The organism is Polaromonas sp. P1_F8 (assembly GCF_056405635.1).
Genome location: NZ_JBFUBS010000002.1, coordinates 237,325 through 261,184, shown reverse-complemented (window position 1 = coordinate 261,184; position 23,860 = coordinate 237,325). Strand labels below are relative to the sequence as shown.

Here is a 23,860-nt window from a genome sequence, read left to right as displayed (position 1 = left end):
GGCGTGACATCACTGAGACCGGCCTGGCGTTTTTTTCCGGATGTCGCGCAGCACGGTCGCGAGGAAGTCCTGCACCGTGTCGACGCAGGCCAGGCCGTCGTGGGGAACGTTGTCGATCAGGTCCAGCGTGACGTTGACGCCGGCCTGCACAAAGGACTGGCGCAAGGTCTCCAGCCGCTCGGGGCGGGTGCGCCCTGCGTCGTTGGCGCCGGCCATGTAGAACTTGCCGCCTTCGCGGTGGGTGATCTCCCAGGTCTCCATGTCGGCCTTGCCGGCCACCATGTGCACCGGCAGGGCTTTGAGGGCCGCAAGGTTCAGCGGTTTGCCGAAACGCTTTTCGAAGTCGCGCACACCGACCCACCAGTCTTGCTGGTTGTCGATGAGAGTCACCGAGCCTGGCGCGCCTATGGAAAGCGCCCAGAGGCGCTCGGGATGCAGCAGGCCGAAGCGGTTGACGAACTGGCCGCCGCCGGAGTAACCGAAGAGCGCGAACTTTGAAAAATCGCAACCGAACTTGACGGCTACTTCGTCGACCATGCTGAGCAGGATCTGGTCGTAGCGGATGTCGGCTTCGCGCAGGTGCTTGAAACCGTCGCGGTTGCCGTCGCCCTGCGGGCCGGCCGGGAACAGCGGGCACAACACGATGCAGTCATTCCACTTGGCGAATGCGGCGAAGGCGTCGCGGTATTCGGTGAAGGCGCGGCCGGTGCCATGCACCACGACCACCAGCTGTATGGGCTGTTTCGATTCGCCCAGGTGCGGCGGGGCATAGGTGCAATAGGAAAAGCGCGGGTCAGTGCGCGACGCAAAAATCGTGCTGTGGCCCAGGTCGTAAATGGCTGCCGCCCGTTTCTCCCCAAATGAGAGTGGTGAAGCCGTGCCGGTATTCGACAAGAGTGCATCAGACATAAATCATCGCCCCAAAAACAAGCCAGACAAGCGGCCGGGCTGCTGCTGCAGAAGCCCGGAAAAGCCGCGCGTTTCGAGGGAGATGCGCCGTTGCGGCGGGAGACATGTGTCCGTCACACAACCCTGTTAAGCCGGATTGTTCTCCATCCGGTTTGAAAAATATATCTATATTATGTTTTGAGATGATAAAGTTATTCTTTTGTATTGGGGCGGTGCGCGCATGAGCACGATCCGGTTTTTGAAGACCTTCCTGGTTGTCGCGCAGGGCGGCTCGTTCGCCGCGGCGTCCGATCGCGTCGCGCTGACACAGGCTGCAGTCGGGCTGCAGATGCGCGCGCTGGAGACCGAGCTCAAGACCGTGCTGTTCGAGCGTTCGGGGCGCGGCGTGGTGCTTTCGGACGCAGGCCGCGCGCTGGTTGCGCATGCGGAAAAAATTGTCGGGTACTACGACCAGATGCGCGAAGGCCTGGACGGCGAGGGAGAGATCGCCGGCACCGTGACGGTGGGCTCCATCGTCACGGCGATGGGGCTGCTCTCAAACACCGTCGTCAGGATGAAACCGCTCTATCCGCGTCTCAATGTGCGGCTGGTCATGCAGGAGTCCAGCGGCCTGGCGCGCAGTGTCAGGAGCGGTGAGCTCGATGCGGCGGTCTTCGTCGACGACTCGCCGCAGGAGCGAAAGGGCATGCGCTGGACGCCGCTGTACACCGAGCCGCTGACGGTGGTCGCGAGTTCCCAGGTAGCGTCGCCGGGCAGCGACTTCAAAAAGCTGCTGCGTGAGCAACCCTTCCTGCGCTTTGACCGGCGCACGCAAAGCGGGATCCGCATAGAGCAGACCTTGCGCAAGCTGGGCCTGGTGCCGCAGGACTTTCTGGAGCTCAGCTCGCTCTCGGCCATCATCGACCTGGTGCGACAGAACGTCGGTGTCACCATCGTGCCGCATGTCAAGAACGCCGACTGGGCCAACGATGCGCTTTTGCGAGTGCTGCCGCTGCCGGGCCGGCCACCGACACGGCTTATCGGCATGCTGGAGCAGGGCAAGCGCGAGCACATCACCTCGGTGATCCGGCAGCATCTGGTTCAACTGCTGGCCGAGAAAAGTTCGGCGAGCGTCGCCAGCTCCGCATCGGGTGGCCCCAGGCCCCGGCAGAAACTTGCGCAGCGGCGCTGAACTTTTTCGCTACGGGCCTGTCAGACACCTTTTTAACGGAGGGAACCTCATGGCTTTTGCCCAAAACGACCAGCTGACTTCACGCGCCTTGTCGGTGCTTCGCATTGTTTCTGCTTATTTGCTTATTCAGCACGGCACGGCCAAGCTGCTGGGCTTTCCCCACGTGGCCTATTTCGACGGGCTGCAGGTGTTGTCGCTGATCGGCTTTGCCGGGATTCTTGAACTTGTTGGCGGCGCGCTGCTGCTGGTCGGCTTGTTCACGCGGCCCGTGGCGTTTGTGCTGTCAGGCTTGCTGGCGTTTGCCTATTTCATCGGCCATGCGTCTAAAGGCTTTGTGGCGGCGCCTATGCTGAACGGTGGCGAGTCGGCTGTGCTGTTCTGTTTTGTCTTTTTGTTCTTTGCTGCTGCCGGCGGTGGTGCATGGAGCGTTGACGCGCTGCGTTCGCGGAAGTAAGCAAGACATCAACCTCAGCGTCAAGCCGGTGCATCCTTTGCGGGTGCGCCGGCTTTTTCACGCATCGCACCTTATGCGGCGCTGTCGGCTGTCTGTCTGAGGGCGGGTGGGTCTGACTTCGCCGTTTGCCGTGAAGTCAGCAGGCACAGCGCGGGTGCCAGGGCGAACATGGCGAAGAGCCATTGCGCTGCGCCCGCCGTTCCGGGTACACCACCGGGGTTGGCCAGGCCCCCGAGGTTGGCGACCATGCCGGCCAGGGCCGCGCCCATGGCGGTGGCAAACAGCTCCACCGTCATGATGGAAGAGGCTGCCAGGTCTTCTTCGCCGGGCGGCGCAATCTGCAGCACACGCGTGCTCAGGTGCGGCCAGGCGATGCCGACGGCAAAGCCCACGGCCACCATGGCGGCGCAGATGGGTGCCAGCACTTGCCAGCCGCCGTTGCTGGGTGCGGGCATCAGCACTGCCATGCCAACCAGGCCAGCCAGTGCCAGCACTGGTGCAACGCGGATGGCCAGACTTGCCCGGGTGCCGGTCGCGCTGGAGCTGATGAGTGAGCCCAGCGTCCAGCCTGCCGACATGATGGCGGCGAGGTAGCCTGAGACCAGCGGTGTCTGGGCATGCAGGACCTGGAAGAAAAGCGGCGAAAAAATCTCCGTGCTGGTGACCGTCATGCCCAGCAGCCCCATCGCGAGGTAAAGGGCGCCCAGCGCCCCCGGGCGAAACGCATCCTGCGGCAACAGGCGGTTGGCGGCGCGCTTGTCGACGATGACCAGCAAGGCGCTGAGCGCAATGGCCGTGCCCACGCCGGCCGCATTCCACGCCACCCCGGTGCTGACGCTGCCGGCGGACACGGCGAAGACCGCGCCGGCCAGCAGGAACAACTGCATCCACGGTACGGATGTCGGTGGGTTGCTGGCCGTGTTGTGCCGGGGAATCACGCAGACGGCGAGCATAGTGAACAGTGCCGCTGCGGGAATAAGCGCGCCAAACGCCCAGCGCCAGGCGTTCATCTGGGCAAACACGCCCCCTATGGCGGGCCCCACCAGCGTGGCCACGCCCCACATACCCGACAGCAGGCCGATGGCCCGGGACCACAAGGCCTCGTCATACAGCAGGCGGATCATGGCGTAGGGCAGGGCCAGCAGCAGGCCGCCGCCAAAGCCCTGCACCACACGCCCGGCCAGCATGACGGGCATCGAAGGCGCCAGCGCGCAGGCCAGCGAGCCCACGGCAAAGATCGCAGCGCCGAGCACATACGCAAAGCGCGGCCCGAGCTTGCCCAGCACCTGCGTCGCCATGGCGGCGCTGATGATGGAGGCCACCACAAAGAGGGCGGTGTTCCAGGCGTAGAACTCCAGCCCGCCAATGTCGCGCACGACGGAGGGCAGGATGGTGGTGCCGATGTAGAGGTTGATGGCATGCAAGGCCACGCCGCCGACCAGCGCCAGGGTGCGGATGGCGTTGACGCCGGTCAGCAGGGCCATCCAGCCTGTGGGAGCGGTGCCTGATGTGTTGCTTGAGGTGTTGTTCATTCCAGCGCCTCGGGTCCGAAGGCCAGTCCGTCAAGCTTGTCAGGGTTGCGCATGATGAAGATGTTGTTGGCCTTGCCTTCGTCGTTGTAGGCGAAGGTGATGGCGGCGGCGATTTCGCCGGTGCTCGTCCGCAGCTGGATGGCGCGGCCGCCGTTGATCTCGCAGGGCACCCATTCGTAGTGGGCCCAGTAGCGGGCCAGTTGCGTCGTCAGCAGGGTGAGCACGCTGCCCTTGCCCTGGAAGATGCCTTCAACCGAGCTGACCTTGCCGCCGCTGTCGGTGCTCAGGGCGATGTCGTCCGAAAGCAGGCTGGCGAGTGATTCGGTGCTGCCGGCGGTGATGGCTTCGCGAAAAGCGGTGAGCAGGTCGTCCTGCACCCTGGGTGGCGTCACGTGCCGTACCTTGCCCTGGGCGATGCTGGTGCTGGCGCGCGAGACCAGCTTGCGGCAGGCGGCTTCCTCCATGTCCAGCATCTCGGCCACTTCGGCATAGGGGGTCTCAAAAATCTCATGCAGCAGGTAGGCAGCGCGCTCTTTGGGCGTGAGGCGTTCGAGCAGCAGCAAGAAAGCCATGCTCAGCGACGAGGCCAGCAGGGCGTGTGTTTCGGGTGTGTCTTCGGTCTGGGTATGGATGGGTTCAGGCAACCAGGTGCCGACATAGTCGACCCGGCTGCGCTGCGCGTCGCGCAGCATGTCGATGCAGTGGCGCGTGCAGATGGCGGTGAGCCAGGCGGCCGGTGTCGCGATGCTCGCGTGGTCGGCCGCCAGCCATTTGATGAAGACGTCCTGCACGGCGTCTTCGGCATCGGCCCGTGAACCGAGGATGCGGTAGGCGAGGCCAAACAAATGCCTGCGCCTTTCTTCAAACACGGCGGTGGGGTCGATGTTTTGCATTGCGCGCGCCTTGCCTTGCTTTGCTCAGTGTGCCGAGACCTGGATGCGGTTCCAGAGGTTGATCATGCCGATGGTAGCGGTCAGCGCGCCAATCTCCTTGTCGCTGAACGATTGACGCAGGCGGCCGCGCAGGCTCGCGTAGTCGGTCTTGTGGTCGAGCGTGGTCAGCGCTTCCGTCCAGGCCAGTGCGGCTTTCTCGGCTTCGCTGAAATCATTGACGTGCGCCCAGACGACGAGGCGATCCAGCCTGTCCTGGGTTTCGCCGTCTTCACGGGCTTCGCGCAGATGCATCTTGACGCAGAAGGCGCAGCCGTTGATCTGCGAGGCGCGCAGGTGAATCAGGTGGTGCAGTTTTTTGTCCAGGCCCTGGGCGCCAATGGTTTGACTGACCTTGAGCAAGGCGGGGAAGACTTCGGGAATCGCGAGGTCGATGCGGACGGGGGCAGTGTTGGCGGCGGTGTTAGCGGTAGCGGTAGTCATGGTGTTTCCTTTAAAAAGAGTTCAAAAGTTGGGTGTCACACCGTATTGACGATTGAGCTTTGCTGTTTGTGACGCGCCTCTTCCAAAAAAGACAAAAAAGACAAAAAAGATGAAATAAATGAAAAATCGCCTGATTCCCAAAGGAATACAGGCGATTGCAGGGCAAGAGCCTGTGCGCTTCAGCGTTTGCTGCTCAGCATGGCGTTCATCGCCGAATAGTCCAGCTTGGGGCCGAGCAGCTGTGACAGGTCCTGTTTCAGCAAGGCTTCGACGCTGGTCCGGGCGTGTTCGTAAGCCACCTGGAAAGGCGCCGGCCCTACGCTGAGGCGCCGCACGCCGGCGGCCTGCAGGTCGGCAATGGCCGGCAACCCGGGCATGGCCATCAGGTTCAGCGGCATCGTGACGGCCGCGCAGATTTCCTTCACCTCCGGCAAGGCCGTGAGACCGGGCACAAACGCGCCGTTTGCCCCGGCCTCCTGGTACAGCTTCAGGCGGGTGATGCTGGCCTGGGCTGGCGTGCCTTCGACTTTCAGCTTGCGCAGGTAAACATCGGTACGGGCATTGATAAACAGCGGTGCGCCTTTGAGTGTGCTGCGTATGGCCTTGATCTTGTCGGCCAGCAGGGCTGGGGCGCCACCGCCGTCTTCGAGGTTGATGCCCGCCGCACCCACGGCGACCAGCTCGGCGGCCAGGCGGCCCACCTCGGCGGGGCTCTCGCTGTAGCCGTCTTCCATGTCGACGGTCAGCGGCAGGCTCAAGACACGGGTGATGCGGGCGACGGCGTCGAGCAACTCGTCGGGCGGCAAGGCGCCGCCGTCGGCATAGCCGCAGGCCCAGGCGAGCGACGCGCTGCTGGTGGCGACGGCTTTGGCACCGGAAGCCTCAAAGATTTTGGCGCTGGCAGCATCCCAGGCATTGGGCAACAGCAAAACGCCGTGGGGCGCCTGGTGGAGTTGGGCGAATTGTTGGTGGTGAAGGACTTGCATGGCGGCTCCGTCGTTGTTGGCGTGATTGGAGAATCGAGGCGCACAGCTTAGCAAGCCGGGCTGAAGCGGCAGGCCGTTTCCGGACCTTTCCTGCCCTATTTACTTCAGGTTACGGGTTGCGAAATTCCACCTCAAACCGGGCCAGGCCTGCGTAGTCAAACTGTGTGCGTTTTCCAACGGGCAGCGTCAGCACGCCGGCATAGGAGCCCGTGATCACCGCCTGGCCCGCCAGCAGGCCGACGCCGCGTTCGCTCAGGAAATTGGCCAGCCAGTACAGCGGTGTGCGCGGGTCGCCGTTCGGGTGCCCGGCTTCGGCGGTTTGCGCAGGTTCTCCGGCGACTTGCCAGGTCAATTCAAATGCCGAGACATCGGGCCCGCCCAGTTCTGGCCCCAACCACAGGCCGTTGTTGACGATGCCGTCGGCCAGCAGTTCGGGAAAAGGCAGGCTGCCGTGATCGGTGTAGCGGCTGGCGCAGATTTCCAGCGCGGCATGGACGGAGCCAATCGCCGCATCCACCTCGGCCTCGGTGTAGGGTTGCCCGCGCGGGGGCAGGTCTTTGGCCAGCACAAAAGCCAGTTCCGGTTCAACCACTACGGCATCAGCGCCCGCCGGAAAGGGCACGGCGCAGATCGCTGCGCGGCAGAGGGCGGGCTGGTAAATGGGTGCGGCCACCAGCTTGCCGGGGCTGGGCGGTGAAGCCTTCCAGCCGGCCACGGGCTGGCCCAGCCGGCGGGTGACCTCCTGCTGCACCTGCCAGCCGTCTTCCAGGTCGACAGGGCGGCAGCTGTCGGGCAAGCGTGGGCCCGCCTTTCCCGTGGTTCGCCTTGCTATTAATTCGATAGCTGCTTGCGCTCGTTGGTCAAAGGTTAGAGGCATATTTCGCTTAAAAATCAGGAGTGTGAAGGTTTGGCAGCCTCCCGGGTGGCATGAAGGCAGTGTCCCGCAAGCGGGAGCGTTTCAGTGTAGCGGCGCACGCTTGGGGCCGAGACGTGTGCGTGCGCTTTTCCTCAACCCTCAGCGGGGTGCCTGGGCTTCTCGTACTTCCTTGTACTATTGACAGCTTCATACGCTTTTGTGTGCTGCCCTTCCTGTTCTTCCCTTCCAACATCATGAAAAACTCCCTGAGCCCTGCTTCTACCCTGCCTGTTGACGCCGCTGATGCCTTGCTGGTGGGGCGTGTCTGGATAGAAGGCACTGGCCCGGTGCTGGCTTTGGTCACACCCGACGGCGTGTACGACCTTTCCAGCGTTGCGCCGACCGCCAGCCAGCTGCTGGAATTGCCGGGTGTCGCCAAGGTTGTGCGGGCCGCTGCGGCGAAGCTGCCGCGGCTGGCGGGCACGGCCGAAGTGCTGGCCAATTCCGCTGAGGATGCGCATGACACCAGGCTGCCCTGGCTGCTGGCGCCATGCGACCTGCAGGCGCTGAAAGCCTCGGGCGTGACGTTTGTGGAGTCGATGCTCGAGCGGGTGATTGAAGAACAGGCGGGCGGCGACGCCAGCAAGGCCGATGGAGCGCGCAAGGCGGTGATTGCCGTGATCGGCGAAAACCTGGGCAGCATCAAGCCCGGCTCGCCCGAAGCGGCCCAACTCAAAGATGTGCTGATCGCCCAGGGCATGTGGTCGCAGTACCTGGAAGTGGGCATCGGCCCTGACGCGGAAATCTTTACCAAGAGCCAGCCGATGAGCGCGGTCGGCACGGGCGCCGAAGTGGGCATACACCCAGGCAGCGACTGGAACAATCCCGAGCCTGAAGTCGTGCTGGCCGTGAACTCGCGCGGCGAGACGGTGGGCGCGGCGTTGGGCAACGACGTGAACCTGCGCGACTTTGAAGGCCGCAGCGCGCTGCTGCTGGGCAAGGCGAAAGACAACAACGCCTCGTGCGCGATCGGCCCCTTTATCCGCCTGCTCGACGAGCGCTTCACCATCGACCATGTGCGCAGCAGCGACCTGAGCATCACCGTGACGGGACCCGAAGGCTTTGTGATGAAGGGCGGCAGCTCGTTGAAAAAGATCAGCCGCGACCCGCTGGACCTGGTGGCGCAAGCCATTGGCCCCAACCACCAGTACCCCGACGGTTTCATGCTCTTCCTGGGCACCATGTTTGCCCCCACGCAAGACCGGCACGGCCCGGGCCAGGGCTTTACCCACGTGGTGGGTGATGTGGTGACTGTGGCCACGCCGCAGCTGGGCAGCCTGGTGAACCGGGTCACGACTTCCGACAAGGCTGCGCCGTGGACGTTCGGCATTTCGGCGCTGATGAAAAGCCTGGCCAAGCGCAAGCTGCTGTAAAAAAGGAGAGGGCGGATGCATACCTCTGCATTGGTGCTGTTTTCCGGCGGGCAGGATTCCACCACCTGCCTGGCGCAGGCGCTGTCGAAATACGAACGTGTCGAGACGGTGGCCTTTGACTACGGCCAGCGCCACAAGGTGGAGCTGGAGGCGCGGCTCAATGTGCTGCGCGAAATCAAACAGCAGTTTCCACAGTGGGCCCACAAGATCGGTGAAGACCACCTGCTGGACCTGGCGGTGCTGGGGCAGGTCAGCGACACCTCTTTGACGCGCGACGTCGCCTTCAAGATGGAAAGCTCGGGCCTGCCCAACACCTTTGTGCCGGGGCGCAACCTGCTGTTTCTCACGCTGGCGGCCGCGCTCGCCTACCGGCGAGATCTGCAGGTGCTGGTCACCGGCGTTTGCGAAACCGATTTTTCAGGCTACCCCGATTGCCGCGACGACACCATCAAGGCCATGCAGCTGGCGTTGTCGCTGGGCATGGACAAACGCTTCCTGATCGAGACGCCGCTGATGTGGATTGACAAGGCCGACACCTGGCGGCTGGCGCATGACATCGGTGAAAAATCCGGTGAGCCCAACGGCGGTGAAGCGCTGGTGAACCTGATCGTGGAGCATACGCATACCTGCTACCTGGGTGACCGTGTGCACCGGCATGCGTGGGGTTATGGCTGTGGGACGTGCCCGGCGTGCGAGCTGCGGGCGCGGGGCTATGCGGGCTATGCAGGCGGGTTGTCGAATCCGTAGTCTCGCTCGACCTTTGCAATTCGGGTCTTGTAATGCGTGTACCAGTCGCTGCGACCCGTTTGTTGCGCCACCAGGTGCTCGGCGTTCATCTTCCATGCCTTGATCGACGCCAGGTCCTGCCAATAGCTCACCGTGATGCCCAGGCCTTCGCGGGCTGATTCGACGCCCAGAAAGCCCGGTTGCTGCGCGGCCAGCGCCACCATGCGGTCGGCCATGTCGCCGTAGCCCTTGTCGCCTTCGGTTCGTAATGACGTGAAGATCACGGCGTAATAAGGGGCTGGGGGTGTGGCTGCAATCACAAAAATACTCCGTGGTTGAGGGCTAAAAAAGTGCCGCTAGCCTCGGCCGGGTGGCTCGACGATGCTGCGAGTGACAAGCGGGGGTTCTTCACCCAGGTGAAATCCGAGTTTGCGTTCGCGCAGCGCCACGTCGCTGGCCGTCACGCGGTCAAAGCGGCGCAGGTGCTCGGTCCATGACTCGTCAATGATCTGCTCGATGTAATGGCCGGGCTTGTTGACGTCGCGCAGCAGTTCCCATTCAAGTGCGCCCTGGCGCAGGCGGCTGCGTCGGCTTTCCTGCATCAGCGCGCGGAAATCGTCGGCGCACGCCAGGTCTATCTGGTAGTGAATCCTCACCACCACGCGGCCTGCACCAGGCGGCTCTTCGGCCACCGGCGCCTTGAACTGGCGCGACGGGGTCAGGTCTTCTTCAATGCTGAGGTCGGACACCAGGTACTGCGCCACCATCATCACGATCGAGCCGCTGGCGGCAGCCATCAGCAGGCCGGTGGACACGCTGGTGAGGCCTGCCACGTGGCCCCAGAGCGCCGCTCCCGCTGCGCTGGCGCCCATGATGGCCATCTGGTACATCGACATGCCGCGCGCACGCACCCAGTCGGGCAATGACAGCTGGGCCGACACGCTGAGCGAATTGGCGCAGGTGATCCAGGCCATGCCGTTGAGCAGCATGGCCGGCACGGCCACATACACATTGGGCGCGAAAGCCATGGCGGCGGTGGATGCCGTCTGCAGCAGCGTGGAGCGCATCACGAGCACGTCGCGCGGCATCATCTGGCGCAGCCGCGCCAGGTTCAGCGCCGCGATGATGGCGCCTGTGCCCATGGAGGCCAGCAGCAGCGTGAAGGCGCCGGCGTCACCGCCGTGCAGGCCGCGCGCCACCAGCGGCAGCAAAGCCAGCAGGGCGGTGGAGTGAAAAAAGAAAATCGCCACGCGCAGCAGCACCGCGCGCAGGCGCGCCGACTGGCTCACAAACTGCAGGCCGACGCGCATGGCGCTGACCAGGCGCTCGCGCCCCAGCGGGCTGGGCGCGTGGTCGCGCCGCCAGCGCATGATGACAAAGCCTGAAATGACCGACAGCACGGCGTTGAGCACGAACACGTATTCGGTGCCGGCGCCGGCAATCAAAGCGCCGGCAACGAGTGGGCCGACGATGCGCGATGCGTTCATCGAAACACCGTTGAGCGCCAGCGCGGCGGGCAACTGCACGCGCGGCACCAGCTCGGGCACGATGGCGGCAAACACCGGCCAGCGCATGGCCAGGCCCACGCCGTTGGCAAAGGTCAGCGCCAGCAACAGGGGTGGCGTCATGACATCCGAGACCACGGCGACGCACAGCAGCGTGGCCACTACCGCGACCCAGAACTGCGTCATGATGAAGTAGCGGCGCCGGTCCAGGATGTCGGCCAGCGCGCCGCTGGGCAGGCCCAGCAAAAACACCGGCAGCGTCGAGGCCGATTGCACCAGTGCCACCCAGAGGGGCGAGGTGGTCATGGAGGTCATCATCCATGCGGCCGCCACGTCGTTCATCCACATGCAGATGTTGGCGACCAGCCAGGTGCTCCACAGCATGCGGAACACGGGGCGCTTGATGGGCGCCCAGGCGGAGAGGGATTCAGCCGTTACCGGCTCGGGGGTTCTTGCAGCTTCCTCGGGCATTCAGGGCGCTTCCTGTGCGGCACGCTGGTTCAGCGTGAACAGCGCGGGTGAGCCTTCGGGCAGCTTTTCGAAAGCCCAGGTCTTGTTGTGAAAGGCCGCCACGTTGGGGCGGTGGGCGATCGAGACGATTGCACCGCCCGACGCTTTGACGAGCGCCAGCAAACGTTCATACAGCGTTTTTTCAGCCGCCTCATCGAGTGCGCTGGTGGCTTCGTCCGCAAAAATCCATTTGGGTTTCTTCAGTAATACCCGGGCAATGGAGAGCCGCTGTTGCTCACCGCCAGAAAGCTTCTGGCTCCAGGCGTCTTCTTCGTCCAGTCGAGCGGCCAGGTCGGGCAGCAGGGCTTCATTGAGGGCTTGCTTCAGTGTGTCGTCGCTGTAATTCGCCGCGGGCTCTGGGTAGGCCAGGGCATCGCGCAGGGAGCCGTTCGGGAAATACGGGCGCTGCGGGATGAACATGGCGTTTTCAGGTCGGGCGATACGGCCAGTGGCAAAGGGCCAAATGCCTGCCAAAGCGCGAAAAAGGGTGGACTTTCCGCTGCCGGAAGGGCCCTTGAGCAGAATGTGGTCGCCAGCGTTGGCATGCAGCTCGACGCCAGACAGGAGGACAGTTCCGGTCGGCAGGGCCAGATTGAGGTCGCCCGATGTGAGCGATGTGGACATGCTCGTGGCCAGGCCGGCGTTGTCTTTTGCCTGCGCAATCATGCTGTCTTCGAAGCTTGTCAGGCGATCTGTTGTCGCGCGCCAGCTGGCGAGGCTGTCGTAGTTGTCCACAAACCAGCTGAGCGAATCCTGGACCTTGCCGAACGCTTGCGATATCTGAATTAATTGACCGAGCTGGATGGCTCCACTGAAAAAACGCGGCGCCGCGACGATGAAAGGAAAGATCACTGCGGCCTGGCCGAAGAAGCTCTGGAACCAGATGAGTTTTTTGTTGGCGCGTATCAGGTTCAGGTAGTTGGCAAGCACCGTGCTGAAACGCCCGTCAAGCTGGCTGCGTTCAACGTTCTCGCCGTTGTCCAGTGCAATGGATTCGCTGTATTCGCGCACACGCACCATGTGATGGCGGAAATTGGCTTCATAGCGCTGCTGCATGAAGTTGAGTTTGATCAGCGGGCGGCCGATGTAGTGTGTCAACACGCTGCCGACCACGCAGTAGGCCACCGCAGCCCAGACCATAAAACCCGGGATCGTGTAGCTGTTGCCGCCCAGGGTGAAACCAAACGGGCCCGAAAGTGCCCAGAGAATGCCGATAAAACTGATCAACGTCACCGTTGCGTTCAGCAAGCCCATGCTCAGTGAAATCGTGGCTGTGGTGAACGATTGCACGTCTTCCTGGATCCGTTGGTCGGGGTTGTCCGGGCTTTCGTGGATGTTGGCCGTGGCCGAATAGCGGGCCAGTTCCATTTTGTAGAAGGCACGATGCGACAGCCAGCGGCGCAGGTAGTCGCGTGTCATCCAGGAGCGCCAGCGCATTTGCAGGAGCTGGGTCAGGTAGAACTTGTAGACGGCGATGATGATCGCGCCAAAGGCCAGATAGCTGAATCGGCCCATCTGCTGCCAGAAAACGGCCTGGTCCTTTTTTTCCAGTGCGTCGTAGAAGACCCGGTACCAGTCGTTGAACTGCACTGCCATGTAAACAGTGCCCAGGTTGAGCAGCACGATAGCCAGAAAAAGGCCGCGCGCCTTCCATTTGTCCTCAGACCTGAAGTAGGGGGCGGCCAGCGCTCCTACGCGCCGGACGAAGGTTTTGAAAGCGCTGAATTTGGCGGAAAGGCCGGATGGATTCATGAAAGCCCTTTCGCGGCTCAGGAAAGCTGGTTGGAAACACCACTGGCCACGTGGCCCGAGGGAACATGCTGCGAGGCGGAGTGCACATGACCGGTCTGGTCGTCGAAGAAAAAGTCGGGCTCGAATTCGCGCAGGAATTCGCCCTTGGCGAGACCCCCCAGGAACATGGCTTCATCGACCTCAATGTTCCAGTCCATCAGCGTGCGGATGGCGCGTTCATGCGCGGGCGCGCTGCGGGCGGTGACCAGGGCGGTGCGTATGCGCATGTGCGAGGTGCCGACCTGCTGCAAACGGTGCAGCGCTTCGAGCAGGGGTTTGAACGGGCCGGCCAGCAGCGGTTGCGTGGCCTTGTCGCGTTCGTGCTGCTGGAAGGCGGACAGGCCCTGCGCCTGGAAGACGCGTTCGGCCTCGTCCGAAAACAGCACCGCGTCACCGTCGAAGGCGATGCGCACTTCGTTGGGGTGTGCATCGCTGGCGCGCACCGAATGCGGATATACCTGCGCGGCCGGCACGCCTGCCAGCAGGGCGTCACGTACATCGCTCAGATGGGCAGACAGGAAAAGATTGGCGTGCAGGGGCTTGAGGTAGCGCCAGGGCGCCTCACCGCGGTTGAAGGTGCCGCGTTCTATCTTGAGGCCGTAGTGCTGGGCCGAACGGAAGACCCGCATGCCGGAGACGGGGTCATTGCGCGAGAGGATCACGACTTCAACGCGCTGGGTGGGTGCTGTCGGGCTGGCCGCTTCCCCGGCGCTTTCGGGTACCTCGTTGAAGGCCAGAAGTTTTTTGACCAGCGAAAACGCCACGCCGGGCTTGGCCGGCACGTCCAGCCGCTCGAGCTGCAGCTTCATGTAGGCCGCGTCTTTTTTGGCGCCGGGCAAAGGCTCGGCGGTCATGCCGGTTTCAAAAACCTGGTTTTCTTCTTCAAAGTCAAACAGCGCGCGTGACGAGATCGCCACCACGAGCTGACCATCCAGAGTTGCTGCCATTGTTTGATGCCTTGTTGTTGTCAGTGTGTTTTTCGGGATGGCTTCCCGGCGTTGATCGCCGAGCTACGGCGCGATGCAAGCAGATGCCGTGGAACTGGCTTTGCCAGGCCACAGGCATCGCCCCCTGCAAGGGGGGAAGGTGCTACGCGCAGCGAGCATCCGACGGGGGTGTTCATACAAGCTCCAGTTTGCACCATTGTCCATAGCTGGGTGCGTTGATCGGCCACTCGTCTGCCCTTGTGATCTGACGCTGGCCACGTGCAATCAGTTCCGCGGCGCGGATCACGCCTGCATGCGTGACCCACAAGGTATCAGCTTCGCCCTGCAACTCGTCAAAGGCCGAGGCCACACGCGCCATGACTTGCAGGGTGCTTTCCCCGTTTCCGCCTACGCAGTGGTGCGCAAAGCCGTCAGTCCAGGCCTGCAGCTCGGCCGGTCCAACGTCCTGCCAGCTGCGGCCTTCCCAGCTGCCGAAGTCCATCTCCTGCAATCGTGGGTCGGTTTTATAAGTCAAATCGGCCCGCAAGCCGCTCAGGACGAGCGCAAGGCGCTCACATCTTTGTAGCGGGGAACTGATGACCCTGGTCGCAAGAGGGAGCATCTCTGCCAGCATTCGGGCGCATTTGGCGGTCGCGTCAGCGTCGGCCGCCACATCCTGCCGGCCGTAGCAAACGCCAGCGTCAATCAGGGGCTTTGCGTGGCGGACCAGCCAGAGTTTCATTCAAAGACCGGCCTGGGGATGCGCTGCAAATACCAGCCAGGGCCGCGGAACCGGCTTTGCCGGGCCGCAGGCGCAGCGGCCCCCTCGGGGGGCAGCGCAGTACACGAAGTGACAAGCGTGGGGGCTCGTTTCATAAGCTCAGGGCCAGGCCCAGGTAAAAGGCGATTTCGCAAACCTGCTGGGTGGCACCCAGGCAGTCGCCGGTGAATCCTTGCAGCCTGCGCTTGAAGAAGCGGCCCATCCATAGCAACGCCAGTACGGCGAAGCTGCAGGCCACGATGAGGTTCATGACGTCAAGCACGAAGGTGGCCAGTGCCAGCGCGGCGAGGCACCAGGAAAAACCCACCAGCAGGCTGCCGGGGGAGATCTGGTCGGCCAGAGGCTTTGATTTGGACAGGGCGGTGTCGCCCACGTGCGGCAGCAGGTAAATGAGCAGCAGCGGCAGGCCGCGCGACATGATGTGGCCCGTGCACAGCGCGGCGCAGGCATACCAGCTGCCAAAGGGGGCTTCCTCCCAGTCGCCCCAGCCGGCGGGTGCACCTTCGACCGAGCCGAGGATGGCCAGCAGCGCAACCTTGCACAGCATGGCCAGCACCAGCGCCATGGCGCCAAAGGCACCCACGCGCGAGTCTTTCATGATTTCAAGCGCGCGGCCCTTGTCGTGGCTGCCGCCCAGGCCGTCGGCGACATCGGCAAGACCGTCTTCGTGGAAGCCGCCCGTCAGCAGCACGGTGGCGGCAGTGGAGAACGCCGCGGCCACCAGCGGCGAGAACGTGGTGTCGGGCAGAACGGCCTGAAACAGCGCGTACACGGCCGCGGCAAACAGGCCCACCAGAATGCCGACGCCGGGGAAGTGTCCGGCACTGGCACGCAGCAACTCGGGGCTGTAACCCACCCAGGCAGCGAGCCGGCCCGTGATGGGGATGCGCGTGAAGAACTGGACGGCGAGCAGGAACTCGCGGACAAACAGGGTGATGGATGTCATGCGAGGCCCATGATGGTTATGCGTCTTCTCGCCCGCTCACACCGGCGGAGTCAAAGCTCGCCATTTCATTGAGGAAGCCGGCCGCCGATTGCACCAGAGGCCAGGCCAGCAGCGCGCCTGTGCCTTCGCCGAGGCGCAGCTTGAGCTCGAGCAGCGGTTGGGCTTTCAGGTGCGCCAGCAGAAGGCGATGACCGTGCTCATCGGAACGGTGGCAAAACACCATGTAGTCCTGCACCGCGGGCACGAGCTCGCGGGCCACCAGCGCAGCAGCGCCGGCGATGAAGCCGTCGACCAGTATCACGCGGCGCTCGCTCGCGGCCTGCAGCATGGCGCCGGCCATCATGGCGATTTCAAAGCCGCCCAGGGCGGCCAGTGCATCCAGAGGCTGCGTTGCGTCGGCGTGGTGTGCCAGCGCGCGCGCCAGCACGGCGCGCTTGCGTTGCAGCTGCTGGTCGTCAAGGCCGGTGCCGCGCCCCGTGGCGTCGTCGATGCTGATGCCGGCAAGGCGTGCCAGCAGCAAGGCTGCAGGCGAGGTGTTGGCAATGCCCATTTCGCCAAACGCCACTACATTGCCGGGCAGCGCCTGCAGGATGTCCATGCCCGCCTTGAGCGCAGCGCGGGTTTGCGGGTGCGACATCGCTGGCCCGCTGCAGATGTTTTGGGTGCCGTGGGCGATCTTGCGCTGCAGCAGCTGCGGGTGCGCGGGCAGGTCCGCGGCCACACCGGCATCCACCACGTGCAGGGCAAAGCCGTGCTGGCGCGCGAAGACGTTGATGGCGGCGCCGCCGGCCAGCATGTTGCCCACCATCTGCACCGTGACAGCCTGCGGAAAGGCCGAAACGCCTTCGGCGGCAATGCCATGGTCGGCCGCGAAGACCACCATTTGCGGGGACAGCAGCGTGACGTTCTCACTCTGCTGGATCAGGCCCAGCTGCAGCGCCACGCTTTCGAGCAGACCGAGCGCGCCCAGCGGCTTGGTTTTGTGGTCGATCTTGTGCCGCAGCCTGGCCTCCAGCGGGAGGTCGGCAGTCGGCTCAATCGCGGGCAGGAGAAGAGGCGGCAAGTCGGGTGCGTTCATCGGTGATTTGTTTGAGGCAGGTGGGGCAGAAGCAAGACAGCGCACTGCCTTCCGGTTGGGGAGTTCGTTCAGAGGGCACGGGCATGATGTGCGGCAGTTGCACGCACCAGCATTCAGCGTCTCCTGCCGCCATGCCGCAGCGCAGGCCGGCGCCGCAGCGGGGGCACACCGAGGTGTCGGCCTGGGCGGGTGTTGGCGGGGGTGCGGCCTGTGGGCTCATGGCGGATGGGCTTGTCGGCTCTGCGGTCAGTTTTGCGGTCAGCTCTGCAAGAACAGCCGGTAAACAGGGTTGGCGGTTTCCTCGACGTGAGGGTAGCCCAGCGTGTCCAGAAAATCCTTAAAAGCCTTGTTGTCGGCCTTGGGGACCTGCAGGCCGACCAGGATGCGGCCATAGTCGGCACCCTGGTTGCGGTAGTGGAAGAGGCTGATGTTCCAGCCCGGCCGCATGCTGGAGAGGAACTTCATCAGCGCGCCCGGCCGCTCGGGGAAGATGAAGCGCAGCAGGCGCTCGTCTTTGGACAGCGCACTGTGACCGCCCACCATGTGGCGGATATGTTCCTTGGCGAGCTCGTCGTGCGTGAGGTCCAGTGTCTTGAAGCCGTGGCGCGAGAAATTCGCGGCGATCTTGCTGCTTTCCCCCTTGGCCGAGGTGGTCAGGCCCACGAAGACATGGGCTTTGGCGTCGTCGTTGATGCGGTAGTTGAATTCCGTTACGCTGCGCGGCCCGCCGGGCAGCTCGCCAATCACTTCGCAAAAGCGCCGGAAGCTGCCGCGCTCTTCGGGAATCGTCACGGCGAACAGCGCTTCGCGCTCCTCGCCGACTTCGGCGCGCTCGGCGACGAAACGCAGGCGGTCGAAATTCATGTTGGCACCGCACAAAATCGCGGCGTAGGTTTCGCCCTTGGTCTTGTGGGTGGCCGCGTACTGCTTGATGGCGGCCACGGCCATCGCGCCGGATGGTTCGACGATGCTGCGGGTGTCGACGAACACATCCTTGATGGCGGCGCAGACGGCGTCGGTGTCGACGGTGATGAATTCATCGACCAGTTCGCGGCTGATACGGAAGGTTTCTTCACCCACGAGCTTGACGGCCGTGCCGTCAGCGAAGAGGCCGACGTCGCTCAAGGTCACGCGCTTTTTGGCGTTGACTGACTGCAGCATCGCGTCGGAGTCGTTCATTTGTACGCCGATGACCTTGATCTCGGGCCGCACCGCCTTGATGTAGTTGGCTACGCCGGAAATAAGCCCGCCGCCGCCGATGGCAACAAACACGGCGTCGAGCCGGCTGGAGCCGAGGCTTTGTAGCTGCATGAGGATTTCCATGGCGATCGTGCCCTGACCGGCGATGACGTCCGGGTCGTCAAACGGATGCACGAAAGTCAGGCCCTGCTTTTTCTCGAGCACCACGGCGTGGGCGTAGGCGTCGGAGTAGCTTTCTCCGTGCAGCACGACAGTGCCGCCCCAAGCCCTGACGGCGTCCACCTTGAGTTGCGGTGTGGTGGTGGGCATCACAATCACGGCGCGTGTGCCAAGCTTTTGTGCGCTGAGTGCGACGCCTTGAGCATGGTTGCCGGCCGAGGCGCAAATCACGCCTTTTTTGAGCTGTTCGGAGCTCAGGTGAGCCATCTTGTTGTAGGCGCCCCGCAGCTTGAAGCTGAACACCGCCTGCTGGTCTTCGCGTTTGAGCAGCACGGTGTTTTTCAGGCGCAGGCTCAGGTTTTTGGCGGGCTCCAGAGCGGACTCCACTGCCACGTCATAAACCCGGGCTGTCAGGATCTTTTTCAGGTAGTCGGCCGGTTTCAGTGCCAGCTTCAACGTTTTGCCGGAAGGTTTCCCCCGGGTTTTGGCGGCTTTGGGAGTGGAGCGGGTGGCTTGTTTGGTGTGGGTTGGCATGTTTTTCTCGCAGCCTGACATCATAGTGGGCAAGAAAAAAGGCCCAGACTTTGCAGTCTGGGCCTGTAAATCCACCCTTAGAGGAGGTGGAGGAGACAACCGGTGCAAAAAGACCTTGAGTTGCCGGACAACTGATCTTGATGCGATGATTTCAGTATAGCGGGCCGATGTTGCGCTGCACAATATCTTGTGGCGTAAATTCGACATTTTTCACGGTTTAATCATAAATTTTATGCATGAGGAGAGAGATTCATGGAATGCACGGTGAGTTGGACGGGCCCGACGGCGGTCACAGGATCGCGCTCCGGAATGAGCTTTCTGGCTGAGACCGGTAGCGGCCACACCCTGGTGATGGACGGCGCGCCCGATGCCGACAAACCGGAAAACGGCGGCGCCAACCTGGCCCCCCGGCCCATGGAAACCTTGCTGGCCGGCACCGGTGGCTGCACGGCCTATGACGTGGTGCTGATCCTCAAGCGTGGCCGCCAGGATGTTCGCGGCTGCTCGGTCAAATTGAGTGCTGAAAGAGCGCCTGTCGACCCCAAGGTGTTCACCAAAATCCACATGCATTTTGTCGTGACAGGCCGTGGCCTGGCCACCAGCGCAGTGGAACGCGCGGTCGCCATGAGCCACGACAAATATTGCTCGGCCACCATCATGCTGGCGAAAACGGCAGAGATCACGACCAGCTTTGAGGTCATCGAAATTTGAGATGATTTTGGCTTCCAGCCCTTTATGGCCGGGCGCAAGCAGCTATCAAATATATAGCGAATGGATTTGCATCGGCTTGCGCTTCAGCGGAATCTTTCAGATGTAGTGCGCCGTTGTCGTCATGACGCGTGCTGCAGATCGCATCAGGGCCTTGACGGGCTCGGGTAACTGCAGGGCGCCGGCCTGTTCGGCATCGCGTGCATGCAGCGCTTCGTCGTCTTTCATTTGGGCCACGATGGCGCGCGACTCGTGGTCGCCTGCTGGCAGGCGCTCCAGGTGGCTTGCCAGGTGCGCTTCAACCTGGCGCTCCGTCTCCACGACAAAACCCAGGCTCAGGCGATCACCGAGCCGGCTCGCGACCAGGCCCAGGCCGAAGGCGCCGGCGTACCAGAGCGGATTGAGCAGGGAAGGCCGGGCGCCGAGTTCGTCGAGCCGGGTTTTTGTCCAGGCGAGATGGTCACCCTCTTCACGGCTGGCCTGCAGGAAGTGCTCTCGCAGGGCCGGGTCGCGGGTACCCAGGGCCTGTGCGGCGTACAGGGCCTGCGCACAGACCTCACCCACATGGTTGACGCGCATCAGCGCGCCTGAACGCACCTTGTCCTGCGCGGCAAGTTCGGTTTTCTCACCGGGTACGGTGGGACAGGTACGGCTGGCGCGCGGGGCGGCAAAAAGCGTACGCAGGGCGCCGTCGGCGGCATTGAGCGCGGTATCGAGTGCGGTGGTCATGGTGCTTCGGTTCTTTGGGACGATTTCTTGAGGCGGGATGGTTCCATGTTATCCCTCGTCCGGTGGAATGGAAACGGCCACAAAAAAGCCCCCATGCGGGGGCTTTTTAAAAGGAGGCCGGATCGGGATCCGGACGCAACCTTGATCTTTAGAACGTGTGGCGGATGCCCAGGGCGAGGTTGGTGGAGTTGGTGCCCGCTGTAGACGTCACGCCGCCGAGGAAGCCATTGCCACCAGGGGCCGCCTGGCCTAAACCCTTGTTGCTGAAGCGTGTCAGCACGGCGTTCAGGTTGGTGCGTTTGGACAGCGCGTAGGTATAGGTTGCACCATACGATGAGGTGTCAGCATTGTTGGGACGCTTGTCATCCAGGCGGTTGTAGGCAACCACGATGGTGTGCGGGCCGGTGGTCATGCGGTAGCCGATGTGCATGAGGTTGGCGTCCTGGCGCAGCGCGTTGGAGTAAGCTGCAAGAATCGTCGCTGCATTGGTGCCCAAAGCCGTCAGACCGGCGGTCGCTGCTGGGGTGGTCAAGTTCGGGGCGATCAGCGCCAAAGCGTCGGGGTTTTCATCCTTGATCGTGGCGTACTGACCATAAATGGTGCCTGGGCCGACGTCAACAGTCGCGCCCAAAACATTGTTGGTCAGAGATTTCTGTCCACTGCTATTGTTCTTCGTGTTGTGACCGAAGCCGACAGACCAGCCGGTAGCCTTGTACATCACCATTCCGCCCAGGAAACGGCTGGCTGAATTACCGACCGTGGCAGTGGATGCCTCACCGGCGCCATACATCAGCGAGGCGGTCACACCACTGGTCTGGATGGCGTACTGAACGGTGTTGCTCAGGCGAATATCAAAGGCAGGTGGGAAGCTCGCAACCTGACCCGCAGCCAGACTGGACTGGGTTTGCGAGGCGTCGAAGGTGGCGCCAACCAGATAGCCTGGGGTGTACTGACGGCCCAGCGTAATAGCGCCAACCGGAGTGATCAGGCCGACAAAAGCCTGGCGGTCAAACAGGTTATTGGTCGTGTTGACGCCGAGGGTGCCGCCGATACTGGCGGCAATGGGTGTGAAAAAGTTTGTCTGTAAGCCAGCTTGCTGTGCGGCGGAAAAGGTGGGTACCAGCAAATTGGCGTTGACCATGCGATCGGGCAACTGTGTGCCCGAATTCGTCCTGTTGCCCAGTGCACCGGTATCTGCTTCAAAGCGGTTTTCCAGCGTGAAGATGGCTTTGTAACCACCGCCGATGTCTTCGGTGCCACGCAGGCCGAAACGCGAGCCTTCCATGATGCCGCTGGCGATGGTGTTCACGGTGCCTTGACGCAGACCGCTTACACGGTTGTAGCCAGCGTCAACAATGCCGTAGACGGTCACAGTGCTTTGTGCCATGGCAGCGGAAGTGGACAGCAGTCCCATGATCGCAGTTGCAACGAGGGTCAGTTTTTTCATGGAGTCTCCAAGAGTTGTAATTGAGGGAAAACCTTCGCAGTCATTGCCGTAAATACACGCATACCGGCTTGACTCGATGGAGCAAAGATTAGTGGGGATGCCGCGGCACGTAAAGAGAGGCAATACGGGGGGTATCACTTTTGCGACAGGGGAAAACCCGAAGTTTTTCTGCGCTGGTTGATGCCGACGGTAAACCTTGGGAGTTTGTCAAATAATTGTGTTTTCCCTCTCAAATTCCGATGCTGGAGATCGTTTTAAGTGAGGCTGGAGAACGACGCAGTCATGGGCAATCGGTGACTAGGGTTTGACGTCTAATCCGGAGCGTATAGCGGGTTGGCAGCAGGAGAATGACTCGCGGCTACAACGGTTCATGTCGAGCTACACCAATTTGCCGCCCTTCTTGCTCGACTTTTTGAGCCATAACGCTTCCCGGAGACAAAAAAACTGGGGATTTGCGTTTTTCACCAACGCGGGGCATCCAGGGCCGGATGCCCTGCTTTGGGGCGACCTGCCTCGGCCGCCTGAAAATTTCCCTCGTACGCTCAGCCTGGCCCATTCGTTCGCATGCGCACCTCCAGTGTGCGCAAAATGCAATGCGTTGTTAGGGGCCAACAACTCGGGTATGAACGTTGCTAATAGTAGAGATAAGGCTTGGTGTGATTTGTGACTTTTTGGTTAAATCGGTCTAAGGGTAGTCACTGAGCCCTTATAAATGTTTGTTTCGTAGCAGTGTTTTGTTTTCCACCTTTTTGGAGATTTTCTAATGATGAAGAAAAGCCTAGTTGCTTTGGCTGTGCTGGCCGTTTCCGGCATGGCTTCTGCCCAGTCTACCGTGACCGTTTACGGCCTTGTGGACGCTTGGGTTGGTAGCGTGAAGGACAACAATATCAGCCAGACCGGCGTGAACGTTTCGCATCCTGCTTCCGGTAGCGGTGGTGGTCTGCAGACCAGCCGTTTCGGCCTGAAGGGTTCTGAGGACCTCGGTGGCGGCCTGAAAGCCAACTTCCTGCTGGAAGCCGGCTTTGACCCCAGCACCGGTGCTTCGAACAACTACACCAACCCCTATAGCGGCACGACCTCCAACGCGATCTTTGGCCGTCAGTCCTGGGTTGGCCTGTCTGGTGGCTTCGGTGAACTGAAGCTCGGCAAAATGTGGACCCCTTATGACGACGTCAAGGGCTCCGGCGCTGCTGGCTTCGACTCGCTCCTGTTTGCACCTGCCACCAGCGTGTGGATCAGCAGCACAAACTACCTCGACCGTCCTGGTAACGCGATCTATTACAAGACCCCTGACCTGGCTGGGTTCACTGCTGCTGCAATGTACAGCTTCGGCGAAAACAAAACCGCCACTGTCGGCGCCGGCAAAGTTACCAGCTTCAACGTTGCTTATGCAAACGGCCCTATCGGTGCGGCGCTGTCTTACCAGTCTGAAAAGGCTACCGCTAACACCACTGCCATCAAGTACACCCAGTTGAATGGTTCGTACGACTTCGGCGTGGTCAAGCTGCTCGCAGCTTACGGTAACGCGAAGAATGGCACCAGCCCAGTGACCCTTCTGGCACAGGACAAGGCTAAAGAGTACCAAATCGGTCTGGACTTCCCCGTCAACAGCACCTTCACGCTGTCTGGTGGTTTTGCCCGTTCCAAGAGCACCCGTCTGGGTGGTCTTCCTGACCTGAAGCGTACGGGCTACGGCCTGGCTGGCCTGTATGCACTGTCCAAGCGCACGAACCTGTACGCTGGTGTTCAGAGCGGCAAGGAAACCAGCTCCGGCGCGGCTGATCGCAAGACCAGCACCTACGGTGTTGGCGTTCGTCACACGTTCTAATCCAGATTGGATCTAAACCCGGGCTTGCCCGGGTTCTCTCAAAAAGCCGTTTCATTGAAACGGCTTTTTTCATTTAGGCAGCTGAAATCAGGCAAAAAGGCAAGTTTTGGTTAGCAGAATTCCCGGGTTTTCGCGGGCGTTGCTTCTTTTCCACTTGCCCCTGTCTGTTTGTGGTTTGAGCGCAACGGCTTGACTGTTTTTTCGGGCATTCCTTTGCGAATTGGGGCTCAGTCTGGTGCAATAGACCCAACTTCCCGAAACGGGGGTTGGCCCGGGTC

At 62.2% G+C, this 23,860-nt stretch carries 23 protein-coding genes; 6 read left to right on the top strand and 17 right to left on the bottom strand.

Annotation, left to right across the window (positions count from 1 at the left end; genetic code table 11):
* Positions 1-9 precede the first annotated feature (9 nt).
* A complete protein-coding gene (locus tag AC1D1J_RS10190; RefSeq protein WP_477694605.1) occupies positions 10-909 on the bottom strand; it encodes an alpha/beta hydrolase in 900 nt (299 codons plus the stop codon).
* A gap of 220 nt (positions 910-1,129) precedes the next feature.
* Here AC1D1J_RS10190 and AC1D1J_RS10185 point away from each other — a divergent pair, with 220 nt between their 5' ends.
* Both AC1D1J_RS10185 and AC1D1J_RS10180 read left to right on the top strand, forming a co-directional pair.
* Complete coding sequence (locus tag AC1D1J_RS10185) at positions 1,130-2,080, top strand: LysR family transcriptional regulator (RefSeq protein WP_477694604.1); 951 nt, start codon at positions 1,130-1,132, stop codon at positions 2,078-2,080.
* A gap of 49 nt (positions 2,081-2,129) precedes the next feature.
* Positions 2,130-2,534, top strand: coding sequence for a DoxX family protein (locus tag AC1D1J_RS10180; protein ID WP_477694603.1), 405 nt, complete (start codon positions 2,130-2,132; stop codon positions 2,532-2,534).
* A gap of 71 nt (positions 2,535-2,605) precedes the next feature.
* Here AC1D1J_RS10180 and AC1D1J_RS10175 read toward each other — a convergent pair whose 3' ends face one another.
* From AC1D1J_RS10175 to AC1D1J_RS10155, 5 genes are all read right to left on the bottom strand, one after another.
* The gene (locus AC1D1J_RS10175) at positions 2,606-4,066 is read right to left on the bottom strand and encodes an MFS transporter (RefSeq protein ID WP_477694602.1); all 1,461 of its coding nucleotides are present in this window, start codon (positions 4,064-4,066) and stop codon (positions 2,606-2,608) included.
* Positions 4,063-4,959 (bottom strand): sigma-70 family RNA polymerase sigma factor, encoded by an 897-nt coding sequence (locus tag AC1D1J_RS10170; RefSeq protein WP_477694601.1) that lies wholly within the window; start codon positions 4,957-4,959, stop codon positions 4,063-4,065. The genes AC1D1J_RS10175 and AC1D1J_RS10170 overlap by 4 nt, the downstream gene beginning before the upstream one ends.
* A 24-nt stretch (positions 4,960-4,983) precedes the next feature.
* On the bottom strand, positions 4,984-5,439 hold the full coding sequence (locus tag AC1D1J_RS10165; protein ID WP_477694600.1) for a carboxymuconolactone decarboxylase family protein: 456 nt from the start codon (positions 5,437-5,439) through the stop codon (positions 4,984-4,986).
* Positions 5,440-5,618: 179 nt separating this feature from the next.
* Positions 5,619-6,425: an isocitrate lyase/PEP mutase family protein gene (locus AC1D1J_RS10160; RefSeq protein WP_477694599.1), complete on the bottom strand. Its 807-nt coding sequence runs from the start codon at positions 6,423-6,425 to the stop codon at positions 5,619-5,621.
* 109 nt (positions 6,426-6,534) lie between these two features.
* Entirely contained in the window at positions 6,535-7,302 is a 768-nt protein-coding gene (locus tag AC1D1J_RS10155; RefSeq protein WP_477694598.1) for a 2-keto-4-pentenoate hydratase, read from the bottom strand.
* 233 nt (positions 7,303-7,535) lie between these two features.
* On the opposite strand from AC1D1J_RS10155, the gene AC1D1J_RS10150 reads away from it, so the two are divergent.
* Entirely contained in the window at positions 7,536-8,714 is a 1,179-nt protein-coding gene (locus AC1D1J_RS10150) for a fumarylacetoacetate hydrolase family protein (RefSeq protein ID WP_477694597.1), read from the top strand.
* Between the two features lie 15 nt (positions 8,715-8,729).
* On the top strand, positions 8,730-9,461 hold the full coding sequence (gene queC, locus AC1D1J_RS10145; RefSeq protein ID WP_477686140.1) for a 7-cyano-7-deazaguanine synthase QueC: 732 nt from the start codon (positions 8,730-8,732) through the stop codon (positions 9,459-9,461).
* Here queC and AC1D1J_RS10140 read toward each other — a convergent pair.
* The 9 genes from AC1D1J_RS10140 to ilvA form a co-directional block, all read right to left on the bottom strand.
* Complete coding sequence (locus AC1D1J_RS10140) at positions 9,434-9,760, bottom strand: antibiotic biosynthesis monooxygenase family protein (protein WP_477686139.1); 327 nt, start codon at positions 9,758-9,760, stop codon at positions 9,434-9,436. The two genes, queC and AC1D1J_RS10140, sit on opposite strands and share 28 nt — an antisense overlap.
* A gap of 36 nt (positions 9,761-9,796) precedes the next feature.
* The gene (locus AC1D1J_RS10135; protein ID WP_477694596.1) at positions 9,797-11,416 is read right to left on the bottom strand and encodes an MFS transporter; all 1,620 of its coding nucleotides are present in this window, start codon (positions 11,414-11,416) and stop codon (positions 9,797-9,799) included.
* Positions 11,417-13,207, bottom strand: a complete 1,791-nt coding sequence (locus AC1D1J_RS10130) for an ABC transporter ATP-binding protein/permease (protein WP_477694595.1) — start codon at positions 13,205-13,207, stop codon at positions 11,417-11,419.
* 17 nt (positions 13,208-13,224) lie between these two features.
* Positions 13,225-14,193: a 5'-nucleotidase gene (locus tag AC1D1J_RS10125; protein WP_477686136.1), complete on the bottom strand. Its 969-nt coding sequence runs from the start codon at positions 14,191-14,193 to the stop codon at positions 13,225-13,227.
* A 172-nt stretch (positions 14,194-14,365) separates the two neighbouring features.
* Complete coding sequence (locus tag AC1D1J_RS10120) at positions 14,366-14,914, bottom strand: histidine phosphatase family protein (protein WP_477694594.1); 549 nt, start codon at positions 14,912-14,914, stop codon at positions 14,366-14,368.
* Between the two features lie 130 nt (positions 14,915-15,044).
* Entirely contained in the window at positions 15,045-15,899 is an 855-nt protein-coding gene (locus AC1D1J_RS10115; RefSeq protein ID WP_477694593.1) for an adenosylcobinamide-GDP ribazoletransferase, read from the bottom strand.
* A gap of 16 nt (positions 15,900-15,915) precedes the next feature.
* Positions 15,916-16,977, bottom strand: coding sequence for a nicotinate-nucleotide--dimethylbenzimidazole phosphoribosyltransferase (cobT, locus tag AC1D1J_RS10110; protein WP_477694592.1), 1,062 nt, complete (start codon positions 16,975-16,977; stop codon positions 15,916-15,918).
* The gene (locus tag AC1D1J_RS10105; RefSeq protein ID WP_477694591.1) at positions 16,934-17,197 is read right to left on the bottom strand and encodes a cysteine-rich CWC family protein; all 264 of its coding nucleotides are present in this window, start codon (positions 17,195-17,197) and stop codon (positions 16,934-16,936) included. Before AC1D1J_RS10105 ends, cobT begins: the two co-directional genes overlap by 44 nt.
* Positions 17,198-17,235: 38 nt before the next feature.
* Positions 17,236-18,870, bottom strand: a complete 1,635-nt coding sequence (gene ilvA, locus AC1D1J_RS10100) for a threonine ammonia-lyase, biosynthetic (RefSeq protein ID WP_477694590.1) — start codon at positions 18,868-18,870, stop codon at positions 17,236-17,238.
* A gap of 252 nt (positions 18,871-19,122) precedes the next feature.
* On the opposite strand from ilvA, the gene AC1D1J_RS10095 reads away from it, so the two are divergent.
* Entirely contained in the window at positions 19,123-19,581 is a 459-nt protein-coding gene (locus AC1D1J_RS10095; protein WP_477686130.1) for an OsmC family protein, read from the top strand.
* A gap of 96 nt (positions 19,582-19,677) precedes the next feature.
* Here the strand turns inward: AC1D1J_RS10095 and coq7 are convergent, their stop codons facing one another.
* Together coq7 and AC1D1J_RS10085 are read right to left on the bottom strand one after the other, a co-directional pair.
* Entirely contained in the window at positions 19,678-20,307 is a 630-nt protein-coding gene (gene coq7 / locus AC1D1J_RS10090) for a 2-polyprenyl-3-methyl-6-methoxy-1,4-benzoquinone monooxygenase (protein ID WP_477669922.1), read from the bottom strand.
* 148 nt (positions 20,308-20,455) lie between these two features.
* Positions 20,456-21,754, bottom strand: coding sequence for a porin (locus AC1D1J_RS10085; protein WP_477686129.1), 1,299 nt, complete (start codon positions 21,752-21,754; stop codon positions 20,456-20,458).
* Positions 21,755-22,517: 763 nt separating this feature from the next.
* Here AC1D1J_RS10085 and AC1D1J_RS10080 point away from each other — a divergent pair.
* On the top strand, positions 22,518-23,582 hold the full coding sequence (locus tag AC1D1J_RS10080) for a porin (RefSeq protein WP_477694589.1): 1,065 nt from the start codon (positions 22,518-22,520) through the stop codon (positions 23,580-23,582).
* Positions 23,583-23,860 lie beyond the last annotated feature (278 nt).